Annotated in this window: 23 protein-coding genes; 21 read left to right on the forward strand and 2 right to left on the reverse strand. The window is 40.7% G+C overall.

The features are described 5' to 3' along the window. Positions 1 to 119 precede the first annotated feature (119 nt). The 18 genes from lepA (at position 120) to WDA22_13325 (ending at position 19,157) form a co-directional block, all read left to right on the forward strand. Positions 120 to 1,925, forward strand: coding sequence for a translation elongation factor 4 (gene lepA / locus WDA22_13240; protein MFA5834435.1), 1,806 nt, complete (start codon positions 120 to 122; stop codon positions 1,923 to 1,925). A 73-nt stretch (positions 1,926 to 1,998) separates the two neighbouring features. Continuing rightward, positions 1,999 to 2,496, forward strand: coding sequence for an ORF6N domain-containing protein (locus WDA22_13245; GenBank protein MFA5834436.1), 498 nt, complete (start codon positions 1,999 to 2,001; stop codon positions 2,494 to 2,496). 2 nt (positions 2,497 to 2,498) lie between these two features. Continuing rightward, on the forward strand, positions 2,499 to 2,813 hold the full coding sequence (locus tag WDA22_13250) for a DUF4160 domain-containing protein (GenBank protein ID MFA5834437.1): 315 nt from the start codon (positions 2,499 to 2,501) through the stop codon (positions 2,811 to 2,813). Then, positions 2,810 to 3,094, forward strand: coding sequence for a DUF2442 domain-containing protein (locus tag WDA22_13255; GenBank protein MFA5834438.1), 285 nt, complete (start codon positions 2,810 to 2,812; stop codon positions 3,092 to 3,094). Before WDA22_13250 ends, WDA22_13255 begins: the two co-directional genes overlap by 4 nt. A 4-nt stretch (positions 3,095 to 3,098) precedes the next feature. Continuing rightward, complete coding sequence (lepB, locus tag WDA22_13260; GenBank protein MFA5834439.1) at positions 3,099 to 4,109, forward strand: signal peptidase I; 1,011 nt, start codon at positions 3,099 to 3,101, stop codon at positions 4,107 to 4,109. Between the two features lie 10 nt (positions 4,110 to 4,119). After that, positions 4,120 to 4,860, forward strand: a complete 741-nt coding sequence (lepB, locus tag WDA22_13265) for a signal peptidase I (GenBank protein MFA5834440.1) — start codon at positions 4,120 to 4,122, stop codon at positions 4,858 to 4,860. 4 nt (positions 4,861 to 4,864) lie between these two features. Continuing rightward, positions 4,865 to 6,007 carry a radical SAM family heme chaperone HemW gene (hemW, locus tag WDA22_13270; protein ID MFA5834441.1) on the forward strand — a complete coding sequence of 381 codons (1,143 nt, stop codon included), beginning with the start codon at positions 4,865 to 4,867 and terminating at the stop codon, positions 6,005 to 6,007. A gap of 126 nt (positions 6,008 to 6,133) precedes the next feature. Further along, positions 6,134 to 8,902 carry a DUF2723 domain-containing protein gene (locus WDA22_13275; GenBank protein MFA5834442.1) on the forward strand — a complete coding sequence of 923 codons (2,769 nt, stop codon included), beginning with the start codon at positions 6,134 to 6,136 and terminating at the stop codon, positions 8,900 to 8,902. Between the two features lie 104 nt (positions 8,903 to 9,006). Further along, a complete protein-coding gene (locus WDA22_13280) occupies positions 9,007 to 9,777 on the forward strand; it encodes a methyltransferase domain-containing protein (protein ID MFA5834443.1) in 771 nt (256 codons plus the stop codon). Between the two features lie 79 nt (positions 9,778 to 9,856). After that, positions 9,857 to 10,972, forward strand: coding sequence for a glycosyltransferase family 4 protein (locus WDA22_13285; GenBank protein MFA5834444.1), 1,116 nt, complete (start codon positions 9,857 to 9,859; stop codon positions 10,970 to 10,972). 355 nt (positions 10,973 to 11,327) lie between these two features. After that, a complete protein-coding gene (locus WDA22_13290; GenBank protein MFA5834445.1) occupies positions 11,328 to 12,053 on the forward strand; it encodes a GntR family transcriptional regulator in 726 nt (241 codons plus the stop codon). Positions 12,054 to 12,055: 2 nt separating this feature from the next. After that, a complete protein-coding gene (locus tag WDA22_13295) occupies positions 12,056 to 12,979 on the forward strand; it encodes a diaminopimelate dehydrogenase (protein MFA5834446.1) in 924 nt (307 codons plus the stop codon). A gap of 8 nt (positions 12,980 to 12,987) precedes the next feature. Beyond that, positions 12,988 to 13,425 (forward strand): hypothetical protein, encoded by a 438-nt coding sequence (locus WDA22_13300; GenBank protein ID MFA5834447.1) that lies wholly within the window; start codon positions 12,988 to 12,990, stop codon positions 13,423 to 13,425. Positions 13,426 to 13,457: 32 nt separating this feature from the next. Then, entirely contained in the window at positions 13,458 to 14,930 is a 1,473-nt protein-coding gene (locus WDA22_13305; GenBank protein MFA5834448.1) for a hypothetical protein, read from the forward strand. A gap of 65 nt (positions 14,931 to 14,995) precedes the next feature. Continuing rightward, on the forward strand, positions 14,996 to 15,223 hold the full coding sequence (locus tag WDA22_13310; GenBank protein MFA5834449.1) for a hypothetical protein: 228 nt from the start codon (positions 14,996 to 14,998) through the stop codon (positions 15,221 to 15,223). A 43-nt stretch (positions 15,224 to 15,266) separates the two neighbouring features. Further along, entirely contained in the window at positions 15,267 to 17,096 is a 1,830-nt protein-coding gene (locus WDA22_13315) for a cobalamin-dependent protein (GenBank protein MFA5834450.1), read from the forward strand. After that, positions 17,032 to 18,135 carry a hypothetical protein gene (locus WDA22_13320; GenBank protein ID MFA5834451.1) on the forward strand — a complete coding sequence of 368 codons (1,104 nt, stop codon included), beginning with the start codon at positions 17,032 to 17,034 and terminating at the stop codon, positions 18,133 to 18,135. Before WDA22_13315 ends, WDA22_13320 begins: the two co-directional genes overlap by 65 nt. A 119-nt stretch (positions 18,136 to 18,254) precedes the next feature. After that, positions 18,255 to 19,157 carry a hypothetical protein gene (locus tag WDA22_13325; GenBank protein ID MFA5834452.1) on the forward strand — a complete coding sequence of 301 codons (903 nt, stop codon included), beginning with the start codon at positions 18,255 to 18,257 and terminating at the stop codon, positions 19,155 to 19,157. Positions 19,158 to 19,211: 54 nt separating this feature from the next. Here WDA22_13325 and WDA22_13330 read toward each other — a convergent pair whose 3' ends face one another. Continuing rightward, positions 19,212 to 19,703, reverse strand: a complete 492-nt coding sequence (locus tag WDA22_13330) for a hypothetical protein (GenBank protein MFA5834453.1) — start codon at positions 19,701 to 19,703, stop codon at positions 19,212 to 19,214. 158 nt (positions 19,704 to 19,861) lie between these two features. On the opposite strand from WDA22_13330, the gene queF reads away from it, so the two are divergent. From queF to WDA22_13345, 3 genes are read left to right on the forward strand one after another with little or no spacing between them, the layout of a single operon-like run. Beyond that, positions 19,862 to 20,272: a preQ(1) synthase gene (gene queF / locus WDA22_13335; GenBank protein ID MFA5834454.1), complete on the forward strand. Its 411-nt coding sequence runs from the start codon at positions 19,862 to 19,864 to the stop codon at positions 20,270 to 20,272. Next, complete coding sequence (locus WDA22_13340) at positions 20,269 to 20,586, forward strand: hypothetical protein (protein ID MFA5834455.1); 318 nt, start codon at positions 20,269 to 20,271, stop codon at positions 20,584 to 20,586. The genes queF and WDA22_13340 overlap by 4 nt, the downstream gene beginning before the upstream one ends. Before the next feature lie 39 nt (positions 20,587 to 20,625). Continuing rightward, positions 20,626 to 21,168 carry a hypothetical protein gene (locus WDA22_13345; GenBank protein ID MFA5834456.1) on the forward strand — a complete coding sequence of 181 codons (543 nt, stop codon included), beginning with the start codon at positions 20,626 to 20,628 and terminating at the stop codon, positions 21,166 to 21,168. Positions 21,169 to 21,254: 86 nt separating this feature from the next. On the opposite strand, the gene WDA22_13350 is transcribed toward WDA22_13345, so the two are convergent. After that, positions 21,255 to 23,192, reverse strand: coding sequence for a T9SS type A sorting domain-containing protein (locus WDA22_13350; protein ID MFA5834457.1), 1,938 nt, complete (start codon positions 23,190 to 23,192; stop codon positions 21,255 to 21,257). Between the last annotated feature and the right edge of the window lie 275 nt (positions 23,193 to 23,467).

A 23,467-nucleotide genomic window follows, 5' to 3' on the forward strand; every position in this document is an offset into this window, starting at 1 on the left:
CCGCCAATCAGCACTTTCGGCGGGATTTTTTTTAAAAGTAAGTATGATTTTTTAATTTGTATTGCAAATCTTGTCAAGGTTTGGATTTTTTAATAGCTTTGACAAGACTAATTGAAAAAATGAACAAAATTCGAAATTTCTGCATTATCGCCCATATTGATCACGGTAAATCCACTCTTGCTGATCGTTTACTTGAATTTACGGGACGTATCACAAAGCGGGATCTGACGACCAATCAGGTTCTCGACGATATGGATCTGGAACAAGAACGAGGCATAACGATTAAGCTTCACGCCATTCAGATGGAATACAAGGCAAAAAACGGCGAAACCTACACGTTGAATCTTATCGACACTCCCGGTCACGTTGACTTTACCTATGAAGTTTCCCGTTCATTAGCTGCTTGTGAGGGAGCAATTCTGGTGGTTGATGCGTCTCAAGGAGTAGAAGCTCAGACAATCAGTAATCTTTATCTGGCAATCGACTCCGGACTGGAGATCATTCCTGTGATGAACAAAATTGATCTTCCTTCCGCTGCAACGATGATGGATACAGTGCGAGATGAAGTGATCCATTTGATAGGGTGCAAGGATGAAGAGATTATTCGTGCAAGTGCAAAAACAGGGATCGGCATTGAGGATATTCTTGAAGCAGTCGTGAACAGGGTTCCGGCACCAAAAGGCGATCCGGCGAAACCGCTGCGTGCACTGATTTTTGATTCAAAGTTTGATGCATACCGCGGAGCGGTTGCGTATGTGCGTGTTGTGGATGGTGTACTGAAAGAGAAAGAAAAGATCAAGTTCATCAACAATGGCAACACGGCGGAAGTGGAAGAGTGCGGCGTGCTCTATATGAATAAGAGCCGAACGAAAGAATTAGAAGCTGGGAATGTCGGTTATGTTATTGCCGGACTGAAGAACGTGCGTGATACAAAAGTGGGCGATACGATCACGACACAGTATCACGGTTCCATTGAACCGCTTTCCGGATACAAAGAAGTGAAACCGATGGTGTTCAGCGGATTGTATCCAACAAACAGCGACGAGTTTGCCGAACTTCGAGATTCACTCGAAAAGCTTGCGCTGAATGATTCTTCGCTCATTTATGTTCCCGAATCATCCGGTGCGCTCGGGTTCGGTTTCCGCTGCGGATTTCTCGGATTGCTTCACATGGAGATTATTCAGGAGCGTTTAGAACGGGAATTCAATCAATCACTCATCACGACGGTTCCGAACGTAGAGTTTCGTGTAATATTGACGAGCGGTGAAATGATTATCGTCGATAATCCGGCAGACATGCCTGATCCTACAAAAATTGAACGGGTGGAAGAGCCGTTTATTAAAGCACAGATCATTACGCCGACGGAATACATCGGCAATATTATGAAATTGGCAACCGACCGACGCGGAATTTGGAAAGATACATCATATCTTGATCCAACGCGTGCGGATATTACTTATGAATTTCCGTTATCCGAAATCATTTTTGATTTTTATGATAAATTAAAATCATTAACACGCGGATATGCATCCCTAGATTATGAATATTTGGACTATCGCGAATCGAACCTTGTAAAACTGGATATTTTATTGAATACGGAGCAGGTTGATGCGCTTTCTACCATTGTCCACCATGATAAATCGTTTGAAATGGGAAAAAAACTCTGTGTGAAACTAAAAGAGTTAATACCGCGTCAAATGTTTGACGTTGCCATTCAGGCTGCGATAGGAAGCAAGATTATTGCGCGAACATCGATCTCGGCAATGCGAAAAAATGTACTGGCAAAATGTTATGGCGGTGATATCTCCCGGAAACGCAAACTTCTTGAAAAACAAAAAGAAGGAAAAAAACGGATGAAGCAGGTCGGACGAGTAGAGTTACCGCAGGAAGCATTCCTTGCCGTGTTGAAAATGGGGGATGATTAGAAATAAGTCGAAGAGATAAAGTATCAAATGAAACCTTAAAGGTCACAAATTGTTACCTTTAAGGTAAACATTGATGAGTAATTCAATCATAAAACATGAAAATATAGTTTCGCAGATCCACTTTATTCGTGGAGAAAAAGTCATTCTTGATGTTGATTTGGCAATATTGTATGGCGTTGAAACGCGTGTTTTAAAACAGGCCGTAAAAAGAAATATTGAGAGATTTCCCTCTGATTTTATGTTTCAATTGACTGAAAAAGAGTTTGCAATTTTGAGATCACAATTTGTGACCTCAAGTTGGGGTGGTGTAAGATATCGTCCGTTTGCTTTTACCGAACAAGGTGTCGCAATGCTATCGGGAATATTAAAAAGTAAGCGGGCAATAGAAGTGAACGTTGAAATTATGAGAACGTTTGTCAAATTGCGTCAGTGGCTTTCCTCGTATAAGGAGTTGGAACGGAAGTTGGATTCAATGGAAAAGAAATATGACGGACAATTCAAAATGGTGTTCGAGGCGATACGATTGTTGATGAAAGAAGAATCAAAACCAAAACAGAGAGTTGGATTTTAGTGATGCCGACACTGTATGAATATTTTGGAATTGTTGTATATTTTTACGCGAACGAACATTTGCCCATCCATGTTCATTCAGATTTTCAAGATCGTTCCTGCAAAGCAAAAATAATTTTTGAGCATGGAAACGTAAAAGAAATAATTATTGAAAATGTTAGAGGAAGGAAACCGCTTCAAGAACCTCAACTTTCAGATTTTATTATGGTCGTTGAACGAAACGCCGCAGATATTGTGAAAAAATGGAATGATTATTTTGTATTAAGAAAAACTATCCGTAAAGTTGTAATCAAGAAACGATATAGGAGGACGCGATGAAAATAGTCGTAAAAACACACGAAGTAAAGCCATCGGGAGTTCTGTCGATAGAACGTGCGAAATATCTTTCTGCCTTTAAGATTAAACTCGGTTTTTCAAATGGAAAATCTACGATCGTTAATTGTAAACATTTTTTAATGGGAAATGCTCATCCATCATTAAAAAAATATTTAAAAATTTCAGAATTCAAAAAATTCAAAGTTCTTAATGGAAACCTTAATTGGAATAATTACGAAATGATATTTCCAATAGAACAATTATACAAGGGGAAAGTAGATTAATCGAATGGCAAAAGAAGAAAAAGAAATCAAAAAAGACGAAGTCAAAAAACCACTGACGTGGAAAGAAAACTTTATCGCGCAGGCAAAAGAATTTGTGATTGTCTTTGGCGGATTCATCTTGTTGAATAATTTTGTCATCGCTTCGTTCCTCGTACCGACAGGGTCAATGGAGAACGAAGTGTTGACCGGTGACTTTCTGATGGTCAACAAATTTCTCTTCGGAGCATCGACACCCCGCAATATTATGTTCACCGATATTCGTTTGCCGTGGACGACACTTCCCGGATTTCGTGATGTGGAGCGCGGCGATGTTATTGTGTTTGAATTTCCAGGGATGAGAGATGAAGTGAAGCCAGAAGCTTTCACGTTTTATTTGAAACGTTGTATGGCAATAGCGGGTGATACACTGGAAGTCAAAAATCGTGTCGTCTATATCAATGGACAATCCGCGCCGATTCCCAAAAATATGAAATTTGATAATTTGCGTATTATTCCTCCCTCATATCAGGATGAACGCTCATTTCCGCCGACGGCAATGTTTAACGAGGATAACTATGGACCTCTGGTTGTTCCCAAAAAAGGAATGTCCATGAAGATCACTCCTGAAAATTTTAGAATGTGGTCAACCTTTATTCAGCGCGATGGACATACACCCGAATTGCGAAGTGATGGAACAGTAACAATCGACGGAAACGTTACCAACACCTATATTGTTGAAAAAGATTATGTCTTCGGTATGGGTGATCATCGCGATAACTCATTGGACAGCCGCTTTTGGGGTTTCATTCCACGGGAGAATATTGTGGGTACACCAATGTTCGTCTATTTTTCTGTGATGTTGACGGACGAATATCGTGAAGAGCTTACCATACGCGGCGAATCAATGCGAATGGAATGGATCTATACTACATTTTCCGGACATAACATACTTCTTGATATCCTAACAAAAATTGTTGTGACAGTGTTTAATCCGGAAACGATCCGATTTGGCCGGATCGGTACGCTGATCGGTTAAGGTGTTAACAATGTGGCGGACCATACGAGATGGAGCGTTTGTTCTTTTTATTACTCTGTTGTTTGCCACAGGTTTGAAATCGTGTATAATTGATGCGTTTAAGATTCCAAGCGAATCGATGACATCAACGCTGCACATTGGCGATTATTTGCTCGTGAACAAGTTTACCTATGGTGCGCGCACTCCTCAAAAATTTCTCTACATCTCTCTTCCTCATTTCCAGTTTCCTAAAATAAAAAGTGTGCAACGCGGCGATGTGATAGTGTTTGGTTTTCCCGGTGAACCGAACGAAGTATACTCAATTCGAAATCTTTTTCTTGTTAAGCGTTGTATTGGTTTGCCCGGTGACACGATCGATATCGTCAACGGTAACGTAAGGGTGAACGGAATACGGATGAATTTTTATGATCATGCCTCTCGGGATTTTCCTCGTACCATCGTTCCCAAAAAAGAAATGTCTTTCCCCATCAATAACAACAATTTTTTGGCATGGAAAATATTTATTCAACGGGAAGGAAACGTCATTGAACTTCGCGACAAAAAAATTTTTATTAATCAAACGGAAACAACAACGTACACAATCAAGAAAGATTATTATTTTGCCCTTGGTGATAATATCAATAACAGCTCGGATAGTCGCGAATGGGGATTTATTCCGGAAGAGAATATTGTCGGCAAAGCAATGATGATTTATTGGTCAAAGAATGATGTCGGAATTCAATGGAGTAGGATAGGAAAAATTATTAAATAAAACCATGGCTTCACTCTATCTTCACATTCCTTTTTGCGAACACAAATGCATCTATTGCGACTTTTATTCTATTGAGAATATGAGTTCGATGGATCGCTTTCTTTCTGCCTTAGAAAAAGAGATCGAACTTCGCAGGGAGACAATTTCCCAAGCCGAAACGATTGAAACAATTTTCTTTGGCGGCGGCACTCCATCATTGCTTTCCCAACAACAGTTTGAAAAAATATTCTCTTTACTTCATAAACATTACCGAATTGAACCGAATGCGGAAATCACCTGCGAATCGAACCCGGGAACAGTGGAATTGAATAAGCTCAGTGAGTTTCGTTCTGTCGGTTTTAATCGAATCAGTTTTGGTATTCAGTCGTTTCATGATGACGATCTGAAATTTCTTACTCGTATTCATTCCGCCGAAGAAGCAGAACGGGCAGTAGAGAGCGCTTATCGTGCAGGATTTGATAATGTCAGCTGCGACTTGATTTTTGCGTTGCCGCACCAGACTCCAGAACGATGGAAAGAGAATCTTCGCCGTGCCATTGCGTTGCAGCCAAAACATATCTCTGCTTACGCACTTATCGTGGAAGAACAAACACCCCTTGCAACCATGGTGAAGAACAAACTTGTGGCACCGCTGCCCGATGACGAAGATGCGCTCTTGTATGAGATTACTATCGATACCATGGCAGCAAATGGTTATCAGCAATATGAAGTTTCCAACTTCGCACAGCCGGGATATTTTTCCCGCCACAATTACAATTATTGGAATCACAGCAACTATATCGGTTTTGGACCCTCCGCACATTCATTCTGTAAAGATTCTTCGGTGACCGGAAAGCGGTGGTGGAATGTCCGGAGTATCCAAAGTTATTGCGATGCACTTGAAAAGGGAGAATTTCCTGTTGTCGGAAGTGAAACGATCGATCGCAAAAAATTTTTTACCGAAGAGATTTTTTTAGGTTTGCGCAGCACCGGTATCGATCTAAAAAAACTTTATCCGCTTTATGGTGAGGATGTATTTTCAGTGAAACAGTCACTGTTACAAGAAATGGAACAGGAAGGCTTACTCGTTCGTCAAAACAATGTCATTTCGCTTACTTCCAGAGGATACGCTGTGTGCGATGAGATCGCGGCAAAATTGATTTTGTGATTTTCTTTTGAAAATCGGCACTTTCAAAGTATATTTACATCGTTATTTGATAGGTCGGCGTTTGCCGAAGGTATCACTTCGTGAAACGCCGACCTGCCATTTTTAGAGATTAATACAGAGGTTGTAATGGAGCACACTAAACTGAATAAATATGTTGCAGGATTTGTTTTTCTTGGAACGCTCATCACCTATATTCTTACGCTTGCCGACACAGTCGTTTTTTGGGACGTAGGCGAATTCATTTCCGCAACATATCTATTGCAAGTCCCACATCCTCCGGGTTCACCGTTCTTTTTGCTCGTTGGAAAAGTGATTGGTATGGTGCCATTTTATAATGATCCCGCAGTTCGTATTCACTTTATTTCCGCGTTATCAAGTGCCTTAACGGCAATGTTTCTTTATCTGTCGTTGGTGAAACTGATGATCTTGTGGAGACCCCGAACGGATGATATGTGGAATAAGGCTTCCCTGTATACTTCGGCTGCTGTTGGAGCATTTTCGTTGTCGTTTAGTGCAACATTTTGGTTTAATGCGGTGGAAGCAGAAGTGTACGGCATCAGTATGTTGTTTGTTAGTCTGGTAACATGGCTTTCACTCCGATGGAATGAGCGTGCAGATACACCGTCACATCAAAAATATATTTTTCTTATCGCGTATCTGATTGGATTATCGCTTGGGGTACATTTATTGGCGCTTCTGGTAATCTTCCCGTTTTTGATTATTGTCTTTTTTAAACGTTATGAATTCTCCATCAGAAATTATATCATTTTTGGAATTGTGGCAATCGGAATTTTTGCTGTAGTATATCCCGGTATCGTCAAAATGCTTCCGAATTTATTGGATGGTGAATATGCAATCGGCGGGGGGAAAGAATCTCAAAGCATCATCTGGACATTAATACCATTTGCTGCGATCGGTGCGGCAATTTACGGCGTGTGGTATTCCATTAAGAACAAGAACGAGATGCTGAATATTGCGTCCCTCTCATTCTTACTCATCATTCTTGGATATTCCACCTATACCATGGTGATAATCCGTGCAAATGCCAATACGCCGATGAATGAGAATGATCCCAGCACGTTAAAAAAACTTGTTTCATATCTCAATCGTGAACAGTACGGCGATTCGCCGATTATGCAACGGCGCTGGAGTCAGGAACCGCAGCACCAAGGAATTTACACGAACTATAAAAGTGACGGTGATTATTTCTGGCGCTATCAGATGGACGAAATGTTTATGCGGTACTTCTTGTGGCAATATGCCGGACGGGAAGGAGACTTTCAGGGTGCAGGAGTAAATTGGAAACAACTCTTGGGGATTCCGTTAATCATCGGTCTGTTTGGTTTCTATTATCATTGGAAAAAAGATCGTGTTATGTGGTGGGTTTTCTTCAATTTTTTCCTGTTGATGGGACTCGTGATGGCGATCTATTTCAACATGCAGAATCCTCAACCGCGTGAGCGTGATTACTTCTATGTCGGTGCATTCTTTGTCTTTTCTGTATGGATTGGTATTGGAGCGCTGGGTATCGTTGACTCCATCCGCGATGTGGTGAAGAATATGCAATTCCAAAAATATGCATCCTATGCTCTGTTGGGACTGTTAGTGGTATTTATTCCCGTGAACATGTTGTACACCAACTACAAATCTTCGGATCGTTCAGGAGATTATGTTGCATGGGATTATTCATACAATCTCTTACAATCGTGTGAACCTGATGCTATTCTGTTTACCAACGGAGATAACGATACATTTCCTCTTTGGTATTTGCAGGATGTTGAAGGAGTACGACGCGACATTCGAATCGTCAATTTAAGTCTGGTAAATACATCGTGGTATATCCGTCAATTAAAACATCAAGAGCCACACGGTGCAAAAAAAGTTCCGATCAGTTTAAGCGATCAGGAAATTGAACAGATTGGGCCGATGCAGTGGGAACCGCGCGAATTGTCAATTCCTGTGCCGGCTGATGTTATGCGGGAATATCAACAATTCTCAGACCGTCCGGTACAACCGCAAATGAAGAACGATTCTTCAGCCAAAGCAGGAGAATTACGATTTGTTCTTCCGAACACGATCTCATTCCCGCAAGCAGGTGGACAAGTAATCAAAGCAATCCGTGCTCAGGATATTATGGCGTACGACATTATTCGGACGAACAACTGGGTGCGTCCGGTGTATATGGCTGTGACGTCAACTCCGGATTCGAAGATTGGTCTCGATCGTTATTTCCGCATGGATGGACTTGCGATGAAACTGATACCATATCCTGCACCAAGCGACGAAGGAGTGATCGATCCGAAGATTCTTTCAGCGAATCTGTTGAACGAACCTGTGGATGCAAACCTGAATTTTCAGCGCGGCTACCGATATCGCGGTCTGCAAGATACATCGGTGCATTATGACGAGAATGTTGTTCGGCTTGCCATGAATTATCGAAACGCATACATGCGTCTTGCGCTCTATTATATTAATACGGTGCACGATAATACGAAAGCGGTCGAGGCGTTAGACTCCATGATGGTAAAACTTCCGCCATCAGTTCTGCCGATGGATTATCGTGTGGAATTCGACATTGCAAATTTCTATCAATATGCAGGATCGAATGTGCGGTATACGGAAATGATCAGTAAGCTTGAAATGAAATTGCTTGATATTGTTTCAAAACCGATTTTGGAACCGTTTACGAATCAATATCATCCTTATTATATGCTCTTTACGTTGTATCAAAACCGTCAGGATTATGATAAAGCACTCGACATCCTTAATCGGATCAATACAGCATATGCCGGCGTGCAGGGATTACCGGAATGGGTAAAAGCACAACAAGCACAGGTGCAAGCGCAGGCAGCATTAAAAGGGATTCAAAAGAAAGACTCTGTTGCAAAGAAATAACGTATAAACGGAATAAATCTAAATAGGATGAAGAGCCATCTTCATCCTATTTTACTTTTCGTAAAGTTAATCGTCGACATTTAATAATTTAATGATGTGTTACTATGAAAGAATCTCGTTTAGAACACTGGGATAATTTTTGGGAAGAGAAAAAAGAGGTCAAAGAGGTTTATTCCAACTCAGATCGTGTTGTACGCAATCTTGTAAAAGTGACCGATGTAAAAGGAAAGAAAATTCTTGAAATCGGTGCAGGAACCGGCCGCGACAGTTTTCCGCTGGTTGAACGTGGAGCAATCGTTTATCAACTTGATTATTCAATGAACTCGCTGAAAATCATGAAACGGATCGCTGACGAAGAGAAAATGGATGTTCGTATTATCGGCGGAGACACGTTTCAATTACCGTTCAAGGATGGATCATTTGATATTATTTTTCATCAGGGATTGCTGGAACACTTTCGCCATGAAAAAGCGGAGGCATTGTTAAAAGAAAATATTCGCGTTTTAAAGACCGGCGGCTTGCTCTGTGTTGATGTTCCCCAGCGATATCATATCTATACTGTCATTAAAACTTTCCTGATTGCTATTAATAAATGGTTTGCCGGTTGGGAGCGTTCATTCTCCGTTCCGGAGCTGAAACGAGAGATGGAAAAACTTGGGTTGCAAACCGTTCACACCTATGGTGAATGGATGTATCCAAGTCTGTTTTACCGTATGACTCGGGAAGCATTGCGTGCGGTAAAGATCAAACTTCCTTTAAATCCTAAAATTCCCGTCTTATTTACTATCCGCAAAGCTGTACGTGATGCTGTAAAAGATAGCTCTCTGGCAACATACACAGCGCTCTCGATGGGAGTAATCGGAAAAAAGCAATAACAAATCAATGAAGAATGGAGAATGAATAATTGATCAACATATATTTTCCATTTTCCATTCTTCATTCTCCATTGCTCCGATGAAAATTCTCATCTTCAATTGGCAAGATCTTTCTCATCCGCTTTCCGGTGGTGCCGAAGTACATCTCCACGAAACATATTCCCGCGTTGCCGCGATGGGGCACGACGTTACACTTTTCTGTTCATCATACGACGGTGCTAAACCGATTGATGAAATAAATGGTATAAAGATTATTCGTCAGGGTGGAAGATTTCTTTTTAACTATGTGGTGATGCAAAAATATTTTTCCACGTTCAAGGATCAACACTTTGAACTGATTGTGGATGATGTCAATAAGATTCCATTTTACACTCCTGCGTATGTGAAAGAACCGGTGCTGGGAGAGATCCATCATCTTCTGGGAACCAGCGTTTTTCAAGAAACAATATTCCCCCTCGCATCGTACGTCTATCTTGCAGAACGCGTTTCGCTGCCAATGTATCGGAAAATTCATTTTATGGTCCATTCCCCAAGTACGATGAATGAAGTGAATGCTAATGGATTTTCAAACGAAAAGATCCATTATGTTCCATATGGAATGAATCACCAGCTATTTCGTCAGACCGGAATTGCAAAATCATCTGAACCGTTAATCGGTGCGCTGGGTAGATTGAAAAAATATAAATCGTTCGATCATCTTATTGAAGCATTTGTCATTGTCAAAAAAATTATTCCCGAAGCGAAACTTGTAATTGTCGGTGACGGTGATGATAAACCGAGGTTGATGGAACTGTCGAAGACACTTGGATTGAGTGACAACATTACATTCACAGGATTTGTCGGTGAAGAAGAAAAAGTAACATGGCTCAATAAAATGCATGTTGCGGTAAATACATCCGCGAAGGAAGGTTGGGGTTTAACGGCGATTGAAGCGAATGCGTGTGGAACGACAACCGTTTCCAGTAATGTGCAGGGACTTCGCGATGCTGTTGTGGATAACGAAACAGGATTGTTGTACGAATATGGCAATCGAGAACAGCTTGCAGAGAAGATCATTCTATTGTTGCGCGATGCACACCTGCGGGATCGCCTTTCTTCAAACGCGCTTCTCAGGTCTAAAGAATTTGATTGGCAAATCGGTGCAGAGAAAACCATGGAGGTTATCGAAAGAGTGGTGAGAGAAAAGAAAAAGTAATTGATCTCTTTGTTAATCATTTGGTTAATTATATTTACAACAACAATTCCGCAAACATTTCTTGCTTCATAAATTCCCCTCCCCTCAGTTATTTCAAAAGCAACATTAGCACATTATTACCTTTCCTATCTACCTTCACTACCAGTAGCTTCCGTTTATAGAATTTACCAAAACAAGGTTTTCAGTTACGATCATATTAGGTAGGGGTTTTCGTTCCTACTGTTTTGATTGATGTTTTTACCTTTTTTACAGATATAGTAGTCCCAAATTTTGTTAGCAAAAAAAGACTTGCTAACATGTGATATTTCAATATATTGCATATTGTATACAATATACAATTAAGGTAAAATGAATTATGGCAAAAAAACTGAATAGCTCTCTCAGTGTTGATTTTACTGATCTTGCTCCTCTACGTGACCGCATTGCATCTTCAATCCGAAATGCAATTATGGATGGACGATTGTCTCCAGGTTCGCGGTTGACCGAACAGGAACTCGTCTCAATGCTAGGTGTAAGCAGAACACCGCTGCGAGAGGCGTTGCTGCTGCTTGATTCGGAAGGATTCATCAACATCCTTCCGCGCAAAGGAGCTGTAGTCACGGAAATTTCCCAGAATGATGTTGAAGATATTTATGGTGCAAAAAGTATTCTGGAATCTGCTGCGGCAAGGCTTGCGTGCGACAAAATTTCGATAGAGACGATCGAAGAGCTTTCTGTTCTTACAGATGAAATGGAACTAACGGCAAAAGATAAACGAAAAGATTACCGTACGCTTCTCAATCTTAATGCTGAATTCCATCAATTGTTGAGCGATGCCAGCGGGAACAAAAAAATTTCACAGTTTATCAGAAATCTTCGAGATCAGACACTTCGGTATAATTACATTTACCTATCATTAATCACAAGAATTGATTCCTCAATATCTGATCACAGAAATATTATTGAAGCATTAAAACAAAAAAATAAAACACAGGTAGAACAGTTAATACAAAAGCACAATGAATCTGCTTGCAGAACATTATGCGAATTCATCAAAGACCAGTCAATGAAAAATCCTCACCAGGAGTTACATTTGGAGTAGTCATGGAAAAAATAAATGTAGCCGTCATAGGCTACGGTAATGTTGGGAAATGTGCTATAGAATCCATTCTCAACGAACCGGATATGAATCTTATAGGCATAGTCGAAGTCCCTGAAATTGTTTCTGCAAAATGTCTTCTCACAAACAAACAGCCCATCGCCCTAACCAACACAAAAATCGTCAGTGAACTTAAAGATCTCGAGGAAGTTGACGTTGCAATTCTCAGTTGTCCTTCGCGCCTTGTGAAAGAAACCGCAACAAAAGTTCACAAGCTTGGGATCAATACTGTGGATAGTTTTGATATCCACCAGGAAATTCCTGCAATGAGAAAATATTTGGATGTACTTGCCAAAGAAAACAATACGGTTTCTATTCTTTCGGCAGGATGGGATCCGGGAATCGATTCGATTATCCGCTGTTGGTTTGAAGCAATGGCACCGCGGGGGATCACGTACACGAATTTCGGACCGGGAATGTCCATGGGACACTCGGTTGCAGTGCGAGCTATTCCCGGAGTAAAAAATGCAATCTCCATTACTGTTCCCGCAAGCATGGGAGTGCATCGACGGATGGTGTATGTGGAATTGAATGAAGGAGCAAATTTCAATGACATCGAAGAGCGAATTAAAAAAGATCCGTATTTCATCAAAGATAGAACATATGTCTATCAGGTGGATAATGTTGAGAATCTCATGGATGTCGGTCATGGAGTGTCTATGGTGCGGTGCGGAGTCTCCGGAATGACACACAATCAATCGATGAAATTTGAATTGAAGGTGAATAATCCCGCATTAACTGCTCAGGTGATGGTTTCTGCTGCGCGCGCAGCAATGCAACATGAACCTGGCTGTTACACAATGATCGAATTGCCAGCGATCGATTTTTTGTATGGCGACGTGGACTCGTTTGTTACAAAATTTGTATAGGTCCTAATATGGCAGATCCTTACGAAACCAAACTTGTGAACCAAAATTTTTATCACAGTAAAGTTGATATCAAAGGAAATATTGTTGCTGTTCTTGATGGCATGCTAGACCACCGCGCATTACACTTGATTAAACCTCCTTCCAGAGCATTTCCTACCGGAACGATCATTGAATTGATTGGAACAGATGAGGACGAAGCAGGTCCGGGCACGACCGTGAATACGATAGCATACATAGCGTTTGTTGAACTCACCAATGGCGGTGTATTGTTACAAGGCGATCCGGTCTATTGTCATTCACAATTAATCGGAACAATTGCTGGGTACGATGATACCCACATGCCAAATCATCAGAATACAATTGTAAAAATGAAAGAACGAAAATCCGGAACACAGCTGGGATTAGTGCTTCGGGATGAAATTATGATTCAAGGATTCAAGAAATAACAGAAATACCATTTTGAGAAAGGATAATTATCATGGCGGCACCGAAGTATAAATTTCAAATGTATAAACGATTACAAGCAGAAACACAATTGATTTACGCTGAAGCCAAAAAGGCAGCGGAAACACTCAAGATGCCTGCAGAATTAAAAGGGGCGATCGGACTGACAGGTGCAATATCCGGATGTCCCGCACCGCTTCGTGAAGATCTGGAAAAAGTGATTCAGACAGAATCGAAAAAAGTGGTCCCGTTGGGATTTTATGTCGATCAAATTCGGGAAATAGTAAAAGATGTGTACGGTGATGGATATGATGCCGCACCGGTCAGCACCTGCGAAGCGGGATTGTGGGTTTCTATTGATTCATTGATGACTCCACCGCTGCATGGACGAGGCGATAATTATCGGGCGCGGTATATACTTCCGTTGGAACGTCACGCTCACCATCATGGCGGATATGGACGCCCGGTTCCACCAAAATATAAAGATATTCTTGCTGATCGTGGAAGCACCTCTGGAGAGCTCGGATTCTCCGGTAAGCGTCAAAATAATCTCGACACAATCTATGTACCAATGGAGGGAGCGGAATATCCAGCACACGGAATAAAATATTACACCGTTCCGTTAATGAAAAATCTAAAGGTTAAAGAATCTCTTGAAGCACTACGCTCAACAGCAAAACGAAACGAAACTCTCCTGTCTGGATTTGCCTCCCTTGGATATGATACACCCGGTTATGGTTATGGTGATAGAGATGCTGACGGAACACCAAATCTTTCCAAAGGAATTGCAAAACTTGCTCAAGAGTATAATGTCCCTTACGTCATCGATAATGCATGGGGTCTCCCGCTTGTTGGCACGAGTATCAAAAAAATTGGTGCTGATGTCATGATTTTCAGTGTCGACAAAGCACCGAGTTTTCCACACGGCGGATTAATCATTGGAAAAGAAGAAGCGATGATTCCTATTCGGCGCGCTATGGGACTTCATGGAAATCGTTACGGTACAACAGGTTCATATGGAAAAGCAGCCTATGTTGCTTTCGATCCCGGAAAAGAATCTCTTTCCGGAATGGTGGCAGCATTAAAACTACTCCGCGATAATCCAAAGAATGTTACCAAGACGGTTGATGATCTCTATGAAATTGTGATTGCAGAATTTGGGAAGATTGATTCCCGCATTAAACCATTCTTTAAGATTACAAAAAGCTACAATAGCTGCGCAGTGGAAATCAATTACGAAGAGAGCTGGAAGAGCGGAAAACTTGGTATTCCAATTTTCTCGATAGAAGATATGTATGCAGGTTCAAATTTATTCCAGGATGGGTTAACGCAAATGGGTATCATTCCAACCATTGCGTATGATGCCAACATCTTTATTTCACCGGGATTAGGAACTTCGGACAATCAGGGACAATTGGTTCAAGAACGTGCTCAAATGGTTGTTCGCGGACTTGTGATTTTGATAGAAATTGTCTGTCAACACTCTGGAATGTATGAACAGCAATAATTTCGTCATGCTTCTCTGCTTTGCTTCACGGCAAAACGGAGAAGCAATTTTTAAGCAGGTGATACATGGAAAATGATTCGGCATTTAACAGCATTATGGATGGAGTTGATATTGAAACATATCTTGTCTGTAATGATCAGCAGGAAGGGAAGCGTCTTGCATTACAATTGGGGAAAGAGATGAATCTCGGTGAGGTAGATATCATGTTCGAAGAATTTGACGGATATGGAATGCGTGTCCGTCTACGAAAATATGTCTACAAACCGGGAAATACGTATCGTTGGTTAAAATGATTTGCAAGTTTATTTTGAAGATCCAACGATTGGGAACATTACTATGATACTACAGACCACACAATCAAAGCATATTCTTTGTGTCCCGCTCGATCCTGTGCACGATGTTGGCATCAAATTAATCAATGCTGAATTATCTAATCACGGTCACAAAACAGAATTACTCGCTCCCGATCTTCCAATAGAAAGCATTATCAAAAAAGCTGCGAGTGATCATTACGATTACATTTTAGTCAGTCGTACAATCGGTTACGGAATCGCTGAACTTCTTGCTCGATTTGTTGATTTGCTGGACGTTGCAGGGATTCGGGAACATTCAAAAATTGTTATCGGAGGAAAAGCGATCACACCTGAGCTAGCCGCTGAACTTGGATTCGATAAAGGGTTTGACGAACATTCTTCGATTGAAACTGTTCTCGCATATATTGAAGGAAAAACAATTGATGAGACCGAAATAAAAGCCGCAAGAATTAAACCATCCATTTCAACAAAACATTCGTACCTTTTCCATAACAAAGAAATTGAAACACTTCTCTCCACAATTGTCGATAAAACACTCCAATGGTCTGAGGGAAAAACAACTTCTGGAATACAACGCGCTCGCGTCCGAGAAGAGTTATTTCATACTCGAAATTCGATGCAACAAGAAAGCCTGCAGTCTCAATACAATATGTTGTGCGACAAGGAAATTGTTGAGGGGAATTCGCATCATCGTTTTCCTAAAGGAGTTCGTTTTGTTGACAAGCAGGAATTACAAAATCTAGAACAGATGCTGAGCGGACACACTTCTTTTCATGCTGTAAAAATGCAGCACAATCGGCGTCAACCGCTTGTGTTTAAGTTCTTGGGTAGCGGATGTCCGATTATGGACATTGTCCATGGAAAAATATGTGAACGTTGGGGTATTGATGGATTTCTTATTATCAATCCATCGTGGGAAGCCCGCTACGAAGGATTGCTGGAGGGAATGCTGACGCATGAGAATGATGGAACGATTACCTCGTTCGATAATATTCGATTAATGAAACGATGGCTCGATCCGGCAACATTATTGACTGTGAGAGCACACAGGGGATTGAACACGCCGGAAATTGCTCTACTTGCCGGAGAAGCCGGTGCGGATTTAACAAAGATCGATTTGGTGTATGGATCTTTGGGGGCCGGAACAGATCCTGAACGATTAACCGTTGATGGGATTGAAGCAATAAAAATTGCAGCTCGCTATAACATGGAGTTTGATATTCCGGGAAATGATGAATTGAGCGGTGTTCCCGCATGGAAAACTCTTGCCGGATTACTCATTAATGTGATGCTTGGGAAGAAACTTGGAGCAAAGGCCATTCTCAAACCACTTTTTTGTTACGGACCGCACATTGTGTTACATGGTCAAATGAAACTAAACTATGTAGATTTTAACGCTGCAAAGATTCTTGCTCTCAATGAAATTGTTGACTGTCCAATTTGGCCGGGCGAACCGATTGCGTTTATGACGCAAACGGAAGATCGTGTGCAGTCAGCAAATGCTACATCATATCATGCATCGCTTGCTGCTTCGTTAGGAGTTGATGCCATCACTATTGCTTCAACAGATGAAGCATACTCACGAGGACCGATTTGTATTTCGTCCCGCATCGACAGTATTCGTGCGGTGACAGATGCCTTCAATTTTATGGGTGACGCATATTTTTCACCAACACCGGCAATGCAAATATTTAAGGATCAATTAATTCAGAACATAACAGAAACATTACGTTCTGTAGCAAATGCGGATAATCTTCCGGATGCGATCAATAAAGGACTATTAGGCAATGCTGAAGATGGCGCTTATCCCGGAAAATTTGGGAAAGGGACTGTCACTTGTGTCGGAGATTGATCCAACATATCCACATCAGAAAAAGATGGTGATTGGTATTGCCGGTACAGCAAAAAATACCGGAAAGACGACGACACTCAATTGTTTATTGAAAGAAGCTTCATACAGAAATATCTCCATCGCAGTCACAAGTATCGGATTTGATGGAGAAGATATAGACAATGTTACCTTTCTTCCCAAACCACGCATCACCGTTTACCCAAACTTCATTATCACTACATCTCAACAATGTTTGCAGAGTTCAACTGCGGTAGTCGATGTTCTTCAACATACGGGAATGTATACACCACTCGGTGAAATAGTAATTTTGCGAGTAATGAAAGAAGGTCGTATTGTGATTGCGGGTCCAAGCAATACGAAAGAATTACGGGTTGTTGTTGAAAAAATGAAGTCCTATAACCCTCACTATGTCTTTATCGATGGTTCACTGAACCGCATTGCGCCAATGACAGTTGTGGATTCGATCATTTTTACCACTGGCGGTGCACGCTCTACTGATATTTCTACTCTTTGCAGTGAAATGCAGGTGATAGAATCTTTCTTCCATCTTCCAGTTACTGATATTAATGTACATACCGCTTCGAATGTGGTTGCAATACCATTATTACTCGAGAAGCAAGAGGTGGAAGCATTTCAGTTACAACAAAAGGAGAATAAAACAACGCTTTATATTTCGAAGCTCATATCATCGTCAGCACTGGAACATTTAACTGAATATTGTGTAAAGGGTTCAATCATGTTTCAAAACATCATATTTCCCGATCCATTTTCAATGTTGATTCAAGAAAATATCTTTCAAACATATGAGTGTATTTCTCATCTTAAAAAATCTAATGTATCTGTTTTACTTCTTCATGTCCCTACGCTGTCTTGTATAATCGCCAATCCATTTTATCCTCAGTATAACAGTAACATATATTATGAACGATATCTTCACAGTGTTGAACTACTTGAACGGCTTCAATTATCTTGTTCTGCTCCAGTGTTCAATGCAAAAGAGACAAAATCTTCAATCATATTTGACACTTGCTTACAATAGAAAACAACGCTTTCTTCTTTTTCCGAAATCTCCACTTTACCAATTCAAGTTGAATATGATATGCATAAAGAATAAAAGAATTGTATTTTATTTCAACAATAATTGGGAATAAGGAAATGATGAAATATGTCTGGTGGTGCTGTGGTTCTATACTCTTTTTTTCTGCAATGATTGCTCAACCGCTGACAGAACGATATAATTATCTTGGTGAAATATTAATACCGCAATTTTCTTCAGCACCATTTCCTCACGCCAACAGGGTAAATGGCCATACATACAATAAATTGACATTTTCTGCAGACCAGCATTATAGCGATAGTAGCGTAGCTATTTTTATTCCAAAAGGATTCAATCAAACAAAACGTATCAACCTCGTTATCTATTTTCATGGCTGGTATAATTCTATCGATAGTGCCTGTGCTCAATTCAGATTGATTGAACAATTCTCAGAAAGCAAAAAGAACGCACTATTTGTCTTTCCGGAGGGGCCAAAATATTCTCCCGACTCATTTGGTGGAAGGATGGAGGAGAAAGATGGATTGAAAAATCTTGTTAATGATGTTTTAAACTTTCTCAAAAAAGAAAAGAAGATCACGTCTGGACAAGTTGGAAGCATTATCCTTGCCGGACATAGCGGCGCGTTTCGTGTGATGGCATTTTGTCTTATGCGGGGCGGCTTAACCAAAAATATTTCCGATGTGATGTTATTTGATGCCCTGTATGCACAAACAGAAAAGTATTCACATTGGATCGACAACAATAGAGGACGTATCATTAATATCTATACAGATGACGGTGGGACGAAAAATGAATCGGAAAGCCTTATGGCGGACTTAGACGGATGGAATATTTCATATTTCAAAACCGAAGAGACTGCGCTAAAATATAATGACCTAAAAAATAATCGATTGATCTTTATTCATTCCGATTTGACGCACAACGGAGTGATAGCAGCAAGAAATCAATTTCGGGAATTTTTACAATCGAGTGGATTAAAGAATATCAAATATCAAACAAAATAAAAATCATTTTCAACGCTAATACTAGAAATGTTGTTATATACAGATGAATTTTAATTAGAAAAGAAAATGTACGGTCGCTCCGAATCCTACGCTGATGGAATTGTCCTTGTAAAACGTAGGATAATACAACGTACCGGAAACACGTAAGCGGTTATCAAAAACGCCTGAGACCGGAGCAGCTGCGCCCATCGCCAGGCCAAAGACGAATTCTGACGTTCTTTTTTCACGAATCGTGTTGAGTTCATCCCCTTCGTTGAATGTGCCAAAAGCGGGACCAACATAAATTTTATAATTATGTTGATTGTGTAAATGAAACTGAACCTCACACCCAAACGAAGAAAAGCTTGAACTACTTGTTTGAAAAATTCCGCCTGTAAATTGAAAATTTATCTGCTGTGTCGGTTCAATTCCAAATGTTAACCCTAATCCGGAAACACGACTGGCACTGAATCCAAAATATTTTTTATATGCGGATGAATCTGTCTCTTGAGCCGCAGCAACAGTGATGGAAAACAGGACGAGTGATAATAGAACAGCGGATTTCATGATATTCCTTCAGAATGATTGCTGTCAATATAGCATATTTTTTAAATGGAAAGAAAGCGGTTACACCATAGTTGTTTATCGCTATCCTCTTTGGTACATTCTCACACCGATGAAGGTTAAAATAGATACTGTCACATATTCATTGTATGATAAAGCGTATGAAAAAACTCACGTCAAAAACAGATACCAAAAAGCTCTCGTTACTAGGAAACAATTCCCTGCCTCAGAAGAAACTGGAAGTATTTCCTAACCACCATGCTGATCGCAATTATACGATTTCTCTTGAAACGGACGAATTTACAACGCTCGGTCCGGTTAACCGCCAACCTGATTTTGCAACACTGCGGATAAAATACGTTCCGGATAAGTTTATTTTAGAATCAAAATCATTAAAATTATATCTTCAGACTTTTCGGAATGAAGAGACCTTTTATGAACATGTCGTCAACGTGATCCTTGACGATCTTGTTGCTGTTCTCAAACCGCGCCAATGTACAGTAACTGCTGCGTATGCTGTTCGTGGTGGAATTGCCATGACCGTTGAAACTGAATATTTTAAAAAATTATGAGCCTCGAATTATTTCTCCCGTTTATCAGCATGGTGTTTAAGGGAATCCTCTATTACGCCGCTTTGAAGATTCAAAAGTTAGAGGCACGGTTATTGACATGTGCGTTGTGTGGAGGAGCTTCATTGCTAGCCAGTTACATTCCGTTTCCTATCATGTTGCAATTTGCATTAACCATCGCAATTGCTGCTTACTTTATTGTGAAGAATTCGGATGCCGATCTCTACCCGAACGGCGTCGGAATTCCGTTGGCGGTTGAGATCGTTGGAGCATTTGCGTTGAGTTATGTTGTTGTGCCGTTATTAGAACTGATCTAGAAAAGATTCACAACCATTTGTTGCTTCATGGAGGCTATCATGAAATCATGTGGTGCAATTCTGCTGTTCGTACTTTCAGTGTTGTTCTTTGGTTGCCCAGCACGTTCACTTCATCCCTTGTTTAAGGAAAAAGAAGCTGTGTTTCTTCCATCCCTGCTCGGAACATGGGTAGAACATGATGATCTATACACATTTGAACAAGCGGAAGGGAAACGATACAAACTTGTTATCCGATCTCGCACTGAGAAAGACTCTTCAGTGTTTGTCGTCTGGTCAGGAAAAATAGGTTCCTCCTGGTATTTAGATTCGTATCCGATGCATAGTGCTCAGGAACATCATTATGTGTCGGTCCATGTATTTACCAAAATGATATTGAACGGTGATACGCTTCGAATTGCAACGCTCGAAGCCGATTGGCTCTCCAAAATGAGTTCTGCCAAAAAACTTGAAGTCGCGCATGTGCAACGCGAGAATGAAATTATTCTTACCGCACCAACTCATGAATTGCAGAAATTTTTAACTTCGATTGGCGACAATCAGGAAGCATTTCCAAATCCTGACGCACTTGTTCGATTGCGGTGAAAAACAAAGTAGCAACAATCCCCGGTAAAGGGAAGAAGGAATTGCCCGCCAAAAAACTAGCGGGCAAACTAACCGACCGGACATTACTATTTTATTAGAAGTAGTTTCTTCGAAGTGCTATAACTCCCCGCTTTGAGTGTATAAATGTACACACCAGTTGAAAGTTTCGACCCGTCAAACTGTGCAGAATGAAATCCTTCCTGCTGCTCTTCATTGAATAGAACCGCTACTTCACGTCCCAATACGTCGTAGACTTTCAATGTTGTGAATCCAGAGGCAGGAATGGAGTACCGTATTGTTGTGGATGGATTGAACGGGTTTGGATAGTTTTGATATAATTCATACAGGGTAGCACGTGTTGGCTCTTGAAAAGAAAAAGATGTCGGTTTTGACAATGTCGTAAATCCAAAAATACCGTCAATAAAAGTTACGACATAGACTGCATCACCAACAGCACTGAGAAAATTAATTCCCATTTTTTTTAAGCCGGTATAATTCCAGTTTGTACCGTTATTGCTCGAAAAAAATATCCCCTGATTGATACCACTGCCAAAGAACGATCCCCACAAAACACCGGATTGGTCTACGGTCAATTTTTGTGCAAAAGGAGAGGTGCCGAGACCGGTGGGAAGGGGAATTTCTTTCCAATTGACGCCGTCATACTTCCAGATTTTATAGGACCCTGATAATGTACGAACAATGACATTCCCATTCGGATCACTAAACAATCTCGCTTCGGCGGTAGAAAGGGTGCTGGTATTAATGACGTGCCACACAGAATCACCGTCAGCTCGTTGATACATAACGAATGTATATGTAGGAAATGAACCGGCCCTTCTTCCTATATACGTAACCCCTTTTTTATTATTAAGACTGACATCGGCGATGTATTCATCCGTTTTCAAACCCAAGCCTACTGTATCAATCTTCCAAGGCTTTCCGTTTTTCTTTGAATATACTCTGGCGTTACCACCAAGATATTGAACACCTTGTTTGTCCACAAAAAAATCAAATGATTGCGTACCGGACTTTATTCCCAATGCAGCAAATCCGGCGGTATCCGGAATCCATGTATCGCCATGATCGGTCGACTTGACAGTATAAAATATCGATGTGGATGGACCGGTTTTGAAAGGAAGATTCGAATAAACATTTCCTGCAGAATCTGAAGTTAATACATTGACTCCCCAAATAAATCCTTGTTTGGGAAATACTTTTTTCCACGTAGAATCACCTGAGGCAACCCGATAAATGCCTAGATTGGTTGAAATAAAATAATAATTCCCTCCCTTTACCACGCCAGTGTAGAAATTATGTGCAGGCACTTGTAAAGCATTTAGTGAATGTTTCCAGGTTGCGCCGGAGTCCGTACTTTGAAACATTCCATATTTCGTAGCAGCATAGAGAATTGAATCGCCGCTGATAGAATTGATTATCTTAGAATTCGAAGGTAAATATGCCAGTGCTGCAATGGAATCTCCGATAGATATCCAAGGGGGAGTAAGATTTGAAAGTCTATAAGCTTGTGATCCCGTGCCAACGGCATAAACATTTCCCAATAGATCATCTCCAAACGATGCGATTGTTTCAGTAATTCCCGTTGATGTGTTGTTCCAATGTAAACCACCGTCGGTAGACATCCATACTCTGCTGGCAGCGGCAGTGGTGGAGATAAACATTCTTCCTCTTCTGTCGACAAAGATCGCCTGGGGAAAACCAGTAGTTTTAAAGGATGTGTCCTTACGCCAAATATTAGAATCGGGATGTTGGGAATATAAATTTCGGCTTTGTGTTATCACCCAACCGTAATTATTTGTATCGACCGTTACATCTTGAACATATTGCGTACCGATATTTATTGTATCAATCTTCCAAGTTTTTGCTGTATCCCAACTGGCATACACTTTTCCTTGATTTAAAATGTATACTGCATCACCGATGATTTTTTGAACACTGGAAAAACCTGTTGCTGCAAGCGTTTTAGCATCTTTCCAACCGAGTTTTGGATCGTGAGATATACCCATAACTGTTCCGTTAGATAGATGTATTAAAATTATTGAGATATCGTTATTTTTAAACCTCGCACAATCAATTCTCGTTTCCGGCGGTGCGTCAAATTCGTACTCAGTCCTGAAGGGGCTAAGATTAATTACGAGTAATTTTTTGGCCGTATAAGTAAGCACCCTACCTGACTGTCGGTCTGGCGAATGACTCACCGATGACTGATTTTCGCCGAGCAAAAATCGACTGGCCATGTCAAAATCAGAATGTTGGGATAATGCTTTTTGTGAATAAATAA

The sequence above is a fragment of the Bacteroidota bacterium genome, assembly GCA_041658205.1.
Taxonomy (GTDB): domain Bacteria; phylum Bacteroidota; class Ignavibacteria; order UBA10030; family UBA8401; genus UBA8401.